15 protein-coding genes are annotated in these 10,803 nt (G+C 41.8%); all 15 read right to left on the bottom strand.

The window, feature by feature from the left end:
* Window positions 1–41: 41 nt before the first annotated feature.
* A complete protein-coding gene (locus K6V43_RS10905; protein ID WP_024407622.1) occupies window positions 42–764 on the bottom strand; it encodes a phage tail protein in 723 nt (240 codons plus the stop codon).
* Entirely contained in the window at window positions 761–3,619 is a 2,859-nt protein-coding gene (locus tag K6V43_RS10900) for a phage tail tape measure protein (protein WP_222383106.1), read from the bottom strand. The genes K6V43_RS10905 and K6V43_RS10900 overlap by 4 nt, the downstream gene beginning before the upstream one ends.
* A 182-nt stretch (window positions 3,620–3,801) precedes the next feature.
* Window positions 3,802–4,221 carry a hypothetical protein gene (locus tag K6V43_RS10895; protein WP_222383104.1) on the bottom strand — a complete coding sequence of 140 codons (420 nt, stop codon included), beginning with the start codon at window positions 4,219–4,221 and terminating at the stop codon, window positions 3,802–3,804.
* Between the two features lie 11 nt (window positions 4,222–4,232).
* The gene (locus tag K6V43_RS10890) at window positions 4,233–4,802 is read right to left on the bottom strand and encodes a major tail protein (protein ID WP_014636346.1); all 570 of its coding nucleotides are present in this window, start codon (window positions 4,800–4,802) and stop codon (window positions 4,233–4,235) included.
* Window position 4,803: 1 nt separating this feature from the next.
* Window positions 4,804–5,130 (bottom strand): hypothetical protein, encoded by a 327-nt coding sequence (locus tag K6V43_RS10885; RefSeq protein ID WP_222383103.1) that lies wholly within the window; start codon window positions 5,128–5,130, stop codon window positions 4,804–4,806.
* Window positions 5,131–5,136: 6 nt separating this feature from the next.
* Entirely contained in the window at window positions 5,137–5,505 is a 369-nt protein-coding gene (locus K6V43_RS10880) for an HK97 gp10 family phage protein (protein ID WP_222383102.1), read from the bottom strand.
* Window positions 5,498–5,836, bottom strand: coding sequence for a head-tail adaptor protein (locus K6V43_RS10875; RefSeq protein ID WP_222383101.1), 339 nt, complete (start codon window positions 5,834–5,836; stop codon window positions 5,498–5,500). Before K6V43_RS10875 ends, K6V43_RS10880 begins: the two co-directional genes overlap by 8 nt.
* On the bottom strand, window positions 5,836–6,093 hold the full coding sequence (locus K6V43_RS10870; protein WP_024407628.1) for a head-tail connector protein: 258 nt from the start codon (window positions 6,091–6,093) through the stop codon (window positions 5,836–5,838). Before K6V43_RS10870 ends, K6V43_RS10875 begins: the two co-directional genes overlap by 1 nt.
* A 2-nt stretch (window positions 6,094–6,095) precedes the next feature.
* Window positions 6,096–7,301, bottom strand: coding sequence for a phage major capsid protein (locus tag K6V43_RS10865; RefSeq protein WP_222383100.1), 1,206 nt, complete (start codon window positions 7,299–7,301; stop codon window positions 6,096–6,098).
* 18 nt (window positions 7,302–7,319) lie between these two features.
* Window positions 7,320–8,015 carry a head maturation protease, ClpP-related gene (locus K6V43_RS10860; protein ID WP_024407630.1) on the bottom strand — a complete coding sequence of 232 codons (696 nt, stop codon included), beginning with the start codon at window positions 8,013–8,015 and terminating at the stop codon, window positions 7,320–7,322.
* Complete coding sequence (locus K6V43_RS10855; protein ID WP_029188733.1) at window positions 8,008–9,291, bottom strand: phage portal protein; 1,284 nt, start codon at window positions 9,289–9,291, stop codon at window positions 8,008–8,010. Before K6V43_RS10855 ends, K6V43_RS10860 begins: the two co-directional genes overlap by 8 nt.
* A gap of 57 nt (window positions 9,292–9,348) precedes the next feature.
* Window positions 9,349–9,693, bottom strand: a complete 345-nt coding sequence (locus tag K6V43_RS10850) for a hypothetical protein (protein ID WP_170240174.1) — start codon at window positions 9,691–9,693, stop codon at window positions 9,349–9,351.
* Between the two features lie 137 nt (window positions 9,694–9,830).
* Entirely contained in the window at window positions 9,831–10,169 is a 339-nt protein-coding gene (locus K6V43_RS10845; protein ID WP_105182450.1) for a type II toxin-antitoxin system RelE/ParE family toxin, read from the bottom strand.
* Window positions 10,169–10,471: a type II toxin-antitoxin system RelB/DinJ family antitoxin gene (locus K6V43_RS10840; protein WP_105182449.1), complete on the bottom strand. Its 303-nt coding sequence runs from the start codon at window positions 10,469–10,471 to the stop codon at window positions 10,169–10,171. Before K6V43_RS10840 ends, K6V43_RS10845 begins: the two co-directional genes overlap by 1 nt.
* 59 nt (window positions 10,472–10,530) lie before the next feature.
* On the bottom strand, window positions 10,531–10,803 hold a 273-nt coding region (locus tag K6V43_RS10835), incomplete at its 5' end, for a terminase TerL endonuclease subunit (RefSeq protein WP_222383099.1).

The following is a 10,803-nucleotide window of genomic DNA, read 5'->3' as shown; positions in this document are numbered from 1 at the left end:
ATTTTGCCGTTCGAACCGTTTTGTCTAATAATGATAGCACTCTATGCCCACCCCCAATTCATTTCTATTGTTAATGATGTGATGCCCGCACCTAAGACAACTCCAACTGAGTCATTCCTACCTGCATCTATAGAAAGAAAATCACCAGACCATTTTACAGGCTGACCTCTTTGTGTCTTAAAACTTGGCTGACTAGGATTATTATCCATAATGAGTGTTTCTTGTAATCGCTCCAAGCGGATGACATCTTCCCCAATCGTAAAGCTAGTTTCACTAGTCGAGTTGCCACTTATGGTAATCTTTGGAAAAGCGATGGCTGAACCTTGACATCGCATAACACCACTGGTTCTAAACACCTGCGAAGTCGTCGTTTTGAACCACTTGGTTGGGTGACAAGAAAAGGTAACCTTAAGCTCATACACCCCCAGCTTATCCTTTTGAACTGGAGTATGGTGAACCTTGTAACACCAAAAGCGTATGGTCTTGAAACTAGCGTTCTCAAGCCAAAATTCTTCTTTCAAAAATAGCTTCAAAAAGGAAAATAACTGTTCTTCACTAGGTTTAACAAGATAGAGTGTATAGCTCAGTTCCATGACACTTCTGCGAGGATTGGTTTGAAGAACCGCACCTGACAGACCTTGGTGTTCTATCAATTGCGTCTTACTTTCACTAACTGTGATAGAAGGGCTATCTTCCACGATTACCTTAAAAGGAAAACTAGCCGTGGACACCCCACCAATGGTTAATGCATTATGTCTAATCATGGTTTCACTCCTCTCAATCCTTGCTGACGTTGTAATTCATAAACGAGTTTCTCTCCAACCATCTCCGCAAGTCGGTGAAGGTCAGTCTCTTCTCTTACCGTATTTCCAGTAATGGTAATATGAATGGTTGGTAGATTGCTTGTCATGGTCTTTGCGATTCCTCGACCAATTGCGCCTAACGTTTGTTCATTCAAAGGCAAGACTGCTTCTTTTCCAGCCTCACCACCTACCATTAGGCTATTACCGTTTACACCAAATGCGGTTGGTTTGGTTAAAATTCCTCCTTTGGCATACCAATCAATGGAGATTCTTGGGATTCCACCCTTCAACCAATCGAGTGGATTGGCTGAACCTGACACTCGAAAATGAGGAAGAGGAATATGTGGCCATCTGATTTGGAAGTTAAAGAGATTTTTAATGGCATTGATGGCATTACTCACGGCATCTTTTGCCCCATTGATGGCATTGGAAATGGTATTCTTGACACCATTCCAAACGGATGACACCGTGCTTGAAATGCCATTCAAGACACTAGAGACCGTGTTTCGGATACTGTTCCAAATATTGGAGACTGTTGAGCCGATGTTAGATAAAATACTGGATATGGTCGATTGGATTGCTGTCCAGACGGAAAAAACAACTGAACTAATGGCGGACAGTAAGTTTGCAATGGTATTTTTGATACCTGTCCAAGCAGTTGTGATGTACTGGGCGATGAAGTTTAAAGCTAATGAAATCAGGGACTTTATTCCCTCCCAAGCCGTAGCTAGGACTTGTTTAATGGTTTCCCACGCTCCAGTCCAATCACCAGTAATAACCTGCATGACTGCCTTAATGATACCAAGCACCACATTGATGGCAGTCTCAACCACAATCTTTATCATCTCCCAAGCAGTTGTGATGATAAGTTTGATATTTTCCCAGCTTGCTTGGATGAGCGGCCCAAGAATAGTCATCACAGTTTGAATAACCGTAGTGATAGCATTCCATACCGTGGTTGCAGCATTTAGAATCAATTGCTGGTTTTCAGTCCACCATGTTGTTAGGGTTCCCCAGATGGACATAACAAAACTAGAAATCTGCTGGATAATCATGGACAGAAAGGCATAGATACTATTCCAGATTTCCGTCACAGCCGTTCGAAAGCCTTCGTGGTTCGTCCAGAGTTCTTTTAACCCAACAATCAGTAAGGTAATGGCGGCTACAATACCAACAATAATCCCCACAATCGGCAAAAATGCCGTTATCATTCCAACAACGGTTGTCCCCATAGCGGCTGCCGCAACCTGTAAGCCCAAGAAAACAGGAAGTAACATCCCTACCACGGCTAAAATACCTGTGAAGATAATGACGACTTCCTTGATGGGACTGGATAAGTTGGTAAACCAAGTCGCTAGTTGACTAACAATGTCTGCCAAACTTTGAAAGACTGGAATAAGCATCTCCAGAATCGGTTGACCGATTGCTGCTAGAGCATTAGTTCCAGACTGTCTTAAGTTGCCCAGAACGTTTTCCAGTCCGTCTGATTCCCTTGCAGCTTGTCCCAAGGCTCCAGAGAGTTCATTGCCGTCCTCTACCATTTGAAGGAGGGTTAACTGCTTCTGAGCTTCTGATAGTTCATTGAAGGACTTTCCATAGAGCTTGTTCGCCGCTGTATTACGAGTGGTTTCTGTTGCAGAAATACCTAGAGCTGCGTCATTTTCATAGTTTCCTTTGAGGAAGGACTGCAGGTTTTCGGTGACTTCTTCGATGGATTTGTCGTAAAATGCTGCCCCATCAGCCGCTGCTCTGGTGGCACGAGTGGTCAGATCCAAAGCCTGAGCCGTATCCATCCCAGAGGTTTTGGCAAAGGAAGCCATCTGAGTGAAGGAGCCTTGAAGACGCTCTGGAACAATGTCCATCTCTTCCCCAATCTTATTGAGGGCATCCTTAGCAGCATTCTCCATATCTCCAAAGACGGTAGAGAATTGGGCATTGCTGGCTTGAAGTTGCGCTGCCGCAGACATGGACTCTGTTCCGACTTCGAAGATTTTCTGAGAGATGTCTGCTAGCTTCTCACTGGTCGCTTGAAGTGCCTCAGCCCGAATGGTGTCAGACATGGCTTTCATGCCATCTTGAGCACCATCAGCAGAGGATTTGGTCTCATCCATCTCGTTGTTCAGGTTATTGAGAGCGGTCTTTGCTTGGTTCAACTCAGCTTCCATCTTATTGGCTTCAATGGAATTCTCACCATATTCACTCTTTGTCAAGGCTAGTTGCTTTTCGAGATTGGAAATTTGTTTAGAAACAATTTCTGACTGCGCTCCAATCTTTTGTTGGGCTATGGCATTGCGTTCTGCTTCGGAACTATTGGATGACAAAGCACTTTCTTGTAACTCAAATTGAGACGTGACCTTGTTCATCTCACTTGCTAACTGACCCTGCTCCACTTGGAGTTTATCTAATTGTTGAGCCGCTGTACTACTGGCTCGACCGTGATTCTCAAGTGTTGATGACACATCAGCTAACTTAGTTTCATAGGACGTTAGCAGCCTTTGAGTAGTTTCCACCTCACGTTGAAAGGCACGGTACTGGTCTGCCCCAATATCCCCAGCCTTAAACTGAGCCTCAACCTGAGCCTGTGCTTGCCTTAATGTTGCTAGCTTTTCTCGAGTTGTTTCAACTTGTTTAGCTAATACGTCCTGCTTTTGAGTAAGGAGGGTGACATTGCCTGTATCAAACTTGAGAGCCTTATCAATTTGTCTTAGTTCTTTAGTAGCTTCAGATGCTTGTTTGTTTACACCCTTAAGTGCATCTTGTAAGGGTTGGGTATCGCCACCAATTTCAATCGTAATCCCCTTGATGTTTCTAGCCATAGTCCCTCCTTTCTACCATCAGAAATTATCAAAATCAGCTTGAGTTGCTCGGCGTGTTTGAGAAGTTTCTCGAGTACGCATCTCCACATAGTCCGTTTGGTAGTCAAGTGCCATCCCAATAGAGATATGTTTTAAATCGTCAATGGTCAGACCAGTCTCCTTACAACAGGAGAAATAACTCTCTACTGTGAAGATTTCTTCACTCGCTGTTTCTGTTTCATCTGCTTTTTTCTGGTTGACATCCCTTGGTTCAACATATTCATCAAGACAGGAGCAATATCCGGCACTGGAAATTCTTCCATCTCCAAATAAAAATCCACAAATGGTTTCACTCGTGGATTGGCTGACTTCGCAAAGACCCAAAAGATTCGGTGGAAAAATGTCATATCAAAATCAGAGAGAATTGAAACATCAATATGATGTGCCTGTAACTCTTCTCCTTCTTCCAACTGGTCAAGTTTTGCTAAGATTGCTTGACTATTGACCATCGAGAATAGGTCTTGGAAATAGTCCTTACCAAACTGCTCTTTATAAGCAATTGGAGTATAGGCATTGGTTGCTAACTCGTAGGTCGTGCCTGCTATGGTAATACTTTCTCTCATGGCCTTCTCCCTTACTTACGAGGTTCAAAAACTGCCTTGAACCAATTTTGACGAATCTCATCGCTCGTTTCCTCTGTTGTTCGTCTACGTACAACCTTATCAAGAGGGCGAGGACTGGCAGTAAAGGTCAACTCTACCTCATTGATATCCGAACCTGACTTGGTTTTTGAACCAACAGTCGGACGAGATGCGTAACAATAATACAAAACGTGTAATGTTTCTTTTTTATCCCCTTCAAAACGGAACATCAACGCAAAATTTTTCTTTTCGCTGTTTGCGATTTCTGAGATGGTATTTGTCGTCGCATCCAACTGTTCTCCAAGGACTCGAGTCAGAAATTCCTGCGTTAGAAGAGCAACTTTTAGCGTTCCTTCATAACCATCGTTTGACTCAGTAGTATAAAAATTGATATTGTCTGCCTTATAAGAACCCTTGTCTCCTGTTGGTTCAAGGGTTAATTCTGCAGCACCACGAAGTCGTTCCACATTGCCATATGTCAACGTACCATCAGAACCTTCGCTTGTAACTTCTGCCCAATGGACATCTTGTAGTCCAAAGGTGACCTTATTCTTTTCAGCCATATTATCCTCCATGTAATGTGATGTAATAGGTTATTTGATAGAGTTTCTCAGATGAGATATAGGTCTCTACTTTTTCAAAATAAATAAGGTGGTTGTCAAATGATGACTCCACCTTTTGTTCAGTTGCTAAATCTTTCTTAGTGGTATAGAGTTCCACTTGCAGGTTATTCTGCTTATGATAGGTCCAATTGTCTGCACCATGATTATCTGAATCAGTCACCATATAAACCAGATACGGTGGTTTTGGACGACTCCCTTCTTCAAAATGATGATATGCGAGAGGTAGCTGTAATTCTCGGAGAATGGAGTACATTTCACTCAGTAACATGTCTTATCACACTCGCTTTCTCAGCTTTTCTTCCAAGGATTGTATTGCTTGTTTTTCTACAGGAGCGATATGCTTTATCCCCTCAACTCGCCCACCAGAGCTTTTGGCATGACCATTTTCTAATAGATGCGTCAGGCCTGGCGTTCGATTATGAATGGTTTTGGTTAAACCTGTACTGGTATCAATCGTTGCTTTACTCTTCCACCCTTTGGCATAAGATCCACTCTTTCTAGGTGACGTTGCTTTCAAGGTTTCGATGGATTCCTCAGTGATTTCCTCTACAACTTCACGCATCACCTCTGTGGTATCCTGCACATACTCAGCCAGCTCATTTGCGATGGCGGTTTCTAGTGCATCCAGTTCAATTCTAGTCATAACTCTCCTCCTTAATGGCGACGATATAAATCAGTTGCCTTGGTACTGTATCTCCATCAATCGACTCAATCTCATAGGTTTGACCACGAAATTGAATGTGAGTCGTTAAGGAATGAAGTCCAAGAATTGCCTTTTCATACCTGAGGGTGAACTGGACTTTCTCTTGTTCCAGTTTCGTCACACTCCCATCCCTTTCGGTCAAGGTAAGAGGACGACAAGAGCACCACCGGTCAAATAAAGGTATCCAAGTCGAACTTTCATTGCCAATCTCATCTTGAACAATCTGTCGAACATGAAACGACAAGCGTTCCCTCAAAGGTGCAATCTTCATCAGAACACATCCTTTCGTTCAGCCAGCAACAAGTGATAGAGAGTCTCCTTCAACTCCTTATGATTTGCATCTTCTCTATGTTCATAAAGATAGGCAACCCCGTATAGGATTGCCATCTTTAGAACTTCTGAATAAATTGATTGACGCAAAATATCTTCACAGAGTTGTTGACTGGTTTCAAGCAATTGCTCAATCAGTCCATCCTCATCATCGTGTTCCACTTTGAGATACTGTTTTGCTTCTGCTAAACTAACCATAACTACTTAGCCTTTACAGTTAGAGTCTTAACAGCTTCAGGTAGAACTAACTTACCATCCACACGTTGTGAAGCAAGAAAACCAATCTGACCATTATTGGCATAGAGTTCATTCAGACGTTTGAAGGTACGACCCTGACGATCCGCAATCCAATAATATGAGAAATCACCAAATGCAATGGCTTTGTTTCCTGCTTCAGGTAGTGGGGCAAAGGTTGATGTGTAGTATGGACGATTTAAAATCAAATCCGGTTGTCCAGCTTGTGTGGATGGCTGCCAAATGTAATTACCGTTATTGTCCTTGAGTTTACGGATAGCTTTGACAGTCGTATCATGTAAAATCCAAACGGCATTCTTACGATAGGGTGCTGGTAGAGAATGATACAGTTCAATCATGTCATCAAAGGAAATATCCTTTGTAGCAGTCGTTGGACCAGTTACATCTGCCTGAGTAAAGATACCAGTTGGTTTCTTAGAACCATCACCAATCAAGAATGCCTTTTCTTCTTCCGTTCCAATACGACGAGCAAATTCAGCTGTCATATAGGACTCAAGGTCGAAGACTGAATCGTTAAGCAACTCTTCTGAAATACGAATGGCAGTCCCAATCTTATGAGAGTCTAGTGTCACCTGACCAAAGGTTTCATCTGTTTCAGGATAAAGACCATTTTCATCCATCCATGATGCTGAACCATGTCCAGTTACAACAGGAATCTTACGCTCACCACTGGAGGTTTTGATGACAGTCGCAAGGCTACGGAAGAAATTCTCTTCTTGTAATCCTTGAACCAGTTTCTTCTCATACTCATCTGGAACAAGATGACCGCCTTCGGTATCTTCCCCTACTCGAAGGACATCTTTCACATCGAAGAAGTGACGCTTACGTACACTTGTCCAAAATGTCTTGGCATAGCTTTCTGAAGCAACACCTTTCTTTTCCTCTTCAGTAGTTTTGTCATTCAAAACTGTAGTGGGTTGTCCAATAAGGGCTTGTGATGCTGGTTGAGAAAGTTCAAGGTCAATCTTTTCTTGACGCTCCAATCGAGCAATCTCTTGATTGTAGAGGTTGATTTTTGCTTCCATATCATCATAGCGTTTGGAATCTTCCTCTGATACCAGTCCGTCTTCTGAGCGAACAGAGTCAAGGAAGGTTTTTGCTTGTTGCCAAGCTTGGTTACGTTTTTCTTTCAATTCAAGTAATTTAGACATCAGTTCATATTCCTTTCGTTATTTGAGCAAATTCAATCGTTTTTCCAACTGATTGATAGGGATTGTTTTCTTTGGTTGTTGGACTTCAAGTTTCGCCTGCATTTTTACAAGTAAATCTTGTTGTGCAGCATTTCGACTGAAAGAATAACTCTCAGTCTCCATTCCATGTTCCTCTTGTCTATCAAAGAGAATCTTGTCCGCAAAGCCTAGTTCAACAGCCTTTTTGGCATTGAACCAAGACTCTGAGTCCATGAGGTGTGATAGCTTAGTTCTTGAAAGTCCTGTTCTTAGTTCATAGGCATTGATGATGGATTCCTTAATTTCTCCCAACATTTCAATGACTTTCTGCATATCCTTGGCTTCACCTTGTGCTACAGTCCAAGGGTTGTGAATCATCATCATGGCAACTGGACTCATAGAAACCGTTGTACCTGCCATGGCAATGACACTAGCAGCACTTGCGGCCAATCCATCAATCACTACATGGACATCACCTTTGTAATCCATCAACATGTTATAGATTTGAGCAGCCGCAAAAACATCACCCCCTGGACTATTAATCCAGAGGGTGATGTCTCCGTTTCCTGCATGTAAATCATTTTTAAATACCTGTGGCGTGACTTCATCGCCAAACCACGTCTCATCAGCAATCTGTCCTTCGATTCGAAGAGTTCGACCGCTATCATCTTCTGTAAAATTCCAAAACTTATGCATCCATATCCTCCTCGGGTTTAGTTTCTTGTTCTGGCGGTGCTTGTTTCATAAAGCCACCTGCATCCTTCAGTTTCGTCATGTTTCCGTTTATCAAGTAGAGATTGCCTCCTTCCTCATCTGAAAGGAGGTTCAAGTCCTCAAGTTCACGTATATCATTTGTCGATAGCCAGCCATTTTGTCTCCCAATCGCATAGCCATTCATTCGACTCTGATAATCGCCACGAAGAAGACCATCCACATTGAACTTCACAAAGTAGGTTTTCTTTTCTTCAGGTAAAAAAAGAGACCTCTTGAAAGCCTGTTCGAGACGAACTACCCAAGGGTCTAAGGTATATTTAACAAATTCTAGAGATTGTTGCTCAATGTTTGAAAATGAGGATTTCTCCAAGTCGCCAACCATATGAGGTGGAATGCGGTAGAGCCTTGCAATTTCATTGATTTGGAATTTTCTAGTTTGGAGAAACTGGGCTTCTTCAGGTGGAATGCCTACTTGAGTGTATTTCATCCCTTCCTCAAGAACTGCCACTTTATGGGCATTGTTTACCCCATTGTAGACTGCATTCCATGAATCTCTCACTCGTTTAGGATCTTTGAGAATACCTGGGTGTTCCAAAACGCCACCTGGATTTGCACCATTTTTAAAGAATGATGCCCCATAGTTTTCCGTAGCTAAGGTCATACCGATAGCATTTTTTGCAAGGGCAATTGGAGAATAACCTATCAAGCCATCAAAACCCAGACCAGGAACATGGAGAACATCATCTGCTTTCAATATAGCATCTCCCTTTTCCTTAAAGTTTGGATTTTCCTCTGACTGACGCTTGTATTTGTAATAGAGCTTACCACTCTCGTCCCGATGTACAGACATTTTATCTGGCAATAACGGATAAAGACTAATAACCTGTCCACTCCTATCTCGGATAATCTGAACATAGGCATTGCCCCATATCAGTAGATGGGTCATCAATGTTTCTCTAAAAACAAAGGATGACATCTCTGGGTTAGGTTCATCATGCAAGAGAAAATAAAGGGGATGTTCCACCTTTTTCTCCTTTCCAGTTGCCGTTCTCTCATAAACATGAATGGGTAGTGAAGCTACCGCTTCAGCTAAAATGCGGACACAAGCATAAACAGCAGTCGTCTGCATAGCTTTAAACTCATCCACATTCTCCCCACTGGTCGTTCGTCCAAACAGATAGGAAAAGTCCTGACCTTCATAACTATTTCGTGGCTTATCCCTAGCTCGCTTACGTCCCAGTAAATCTAGTAGTCCCATAGTTCCTCCTTTTGAGTACGAAAAAAGCACCTCAATTGAAGTGCTTATCGTTTGTTCTTAGATGTTTTTCATCACTCCTTCTTCAAGAAGATACCATGTTCTATCACTTTCTTGAAAAAGATAAATGTAATCTGCCAAGGTATCCTCTGCCAATTGACTGATGTTACCGATGAAACGATGTTGCTGGGCATTCCCCTGTAAGTCATCGTGTTCGATCTTATCAAGACTATCTTCAAGCTGAATGATATCACCTTTCTGAAGTAATGCACGAATTGCTTTGCTTGATTTAAAGTGTTTCTTTAGAAGTTCCCCAGTGTATTCTGGATATCCTTCATACGCAATCTCGATTGTTTGTGCTGTATGATTTTTCGTCAATAATCCAATCCGCGCTTTTGTTGCCATTGTTTTGTTCCCCTCTTCTTTTTGTAGTCACATATTACCGTAGAAGCAAGGACTTATCAAGTCATTCTGGCGATATTATCAACTATTTTTTTGAATACTTTGAATAGAAAAAGCACCTCCGTTTGGAGATGCCGATATCAGTTCACATCATTATCTTCTGCAATATCTCTCAATAACGCATCAATGTTAGAAGTGCCATGTAATACTCGAAGTACAGTTACAACCTCTCCAACAAAACGATAAAATACAACATAGTTTTTAACAATAAGTTTTCGAATTACAATACCCTCACTCTCAAACCCTTCAAGAATAGGACAACGTTCTGGAAATATCGATAAGGATTTGATGGATTTTTCAAAAAGATGGAGATTTTTATCTGCTGTTAAGGGAGATTGTAACTCTATCGCAATAAAGCGATAAATGGCAGTTAAATCTTCACTGGCTTGTTTTGTCAATCTCACAGGATATTCTTTCATTAATTTGCCCCTTTAAAATCTTTGAAAAAATCTTCCGCCAAAATCGTTTCTTCCTGATCCGCTGAGTGATAGCTCTGCACCAACAGGTCTTTCAATTCACCAGCAGACAGTGGTGAGACATCCACAGAAGAAGGTGCTTGTGGTAAGGCAATATCAAACGGAATGCTTCGTGTCATAGAAACCTGCTTTAATAGTAGGGTAATCAATGTAGACATAGGCATTCCAAGCTCTTTCAAGACACTTTCTGCATTTAATTTATCATCCGAATCAACACGTACATTTAGAGTGGCTGTTTTTCCCATACTATTTCTCCTTTGATTTTTGTACTGTAATTGTAACGCATTTTACTTTATTTTGTCAACTAAAAACTCAAAATACCACGTTCATCATACACACTTCCTTCATCGGTTTGATGACGAATACAACGGTCCAGCCCCATAATGAGTGCAACAATACCGTCAATTTTCTCGACTGACTTTTCCTTATCAGGCTTAATATTGCCAGCTGGATCTTGTCGCATGACTACATTTTGTCCCATCCATTTCAGAACTGGATGCCCACCATGTTGAATCTTGCCTTCCATCATAAGTTTATAGAGTTCCTTTGATGGTGGACTCATATCCTTGTATCCCTG

The sequence above is a fragment of the Streptococcus suis genome (assembly GCF_019794615.1).
Lineage (GTDB): Bacteria > Bacillota > Bacilli > Lactobacillales > Streptococcaceae > Streptococcus > Streptococcus suis_AI.
This window is presented reverse-complemented; position numbering and strand designations above follow the sequence as displayed.

Coding starts and splice junctions, on each gene's coding strand:
- K6V43_RS10905 (WP_024407622.1), bottom strand. CDS start 764: ATGATTAGACATAATGCATTAACCATTGGTGGGGTGTCCACGGCTAGT.
- K6V43_RS10900 (WP_222383106.1), bottom strand. CDS start 3,619: ATGGCTAGAAACATCAAGGGGATTACGATTGAAATTGGTGGCGATACC.
- K6V43_RS10895 (WP_222383104.1), bottom strand. CDS start 4,221: ATGAGAGAAAGTATTACCATAGCAGGCACGACCTACGAGTTAGCAACC.
- K6V43_RS10890 (WP_014636346.1), bottom strand. CDS start 4,802: ATGGCTGAAAAGAATAAGGTCACCTTTGGACTACAAGATGTCCATTGG.
- K6V43_RS10885 (WP_222383103.1), bottom strand. CDS start 5,130: ATGTTACTGAGTGAAATGTACTCCATTCTCCGAGAATTACAGCTACCT.
- K6V43_RS10880 (WP_222383102.1), bottom strand. CDS start 5,505: ATGACTAGAATTGAACTGGATGCACTAGAAACCGCCATCGCAAATGAG.
- K6V43_RS10875 (WP_222383101.1), bottom strand. CDS start 5,836: ATGAAGATTGCACCTTTGAGGGAACGCTTGTCGTTTCATGTTCGACAG.
- K6V43_RS10870 (WP_024407628.1), bottom strand. CDS start 6,093: ATGGTTAGTTTAGCAGAAGCAAAACAGTATCTCAAAGTGGAACACGAT.
- K6V43_RS10865 (WP_222383100.1), bottom strand. CDS start 7,301: ATGTCTAAATTACTTGAATTGAAAGAAAAACGTAACCAAGCTTGGCAA.
- K6V43_RS10860 (WP_024407630.1), bottom strand. CDS start 8,015: ATGCATAAGTTTTGGAATTTTACAGAAGATGATAGCGGTCGAACTCTT.
- K6V43_RS10855 (WP_029188733.1), bottom strand. CDS start 9,291: ATGGGACTACTAGATTTACTGGGACGTAAGCGAGCTAGGGATAAGCCA.
- K6V43_RS10850 (WP_170240174.1), bottom strand. CDS start 9,693: ATGGCAACAAAAGCGCGGATTGGATTATTGACGAAAAATCATACAGCA.
- K6V43_RS10845 (WP_105182450.1), bottom strand. CDS start 10,169: ATGAAAGAATATCCTGTGAGATTGACAAAACAAGCCAGTGAAGATTTA.
- K6V43_RS10840 (WP_105182449.1), bottom strand. CDS start 10,471: ATGGGAAAAACAGCCACTCTAAATGTACGTGTTGATTCGGATGATAAA.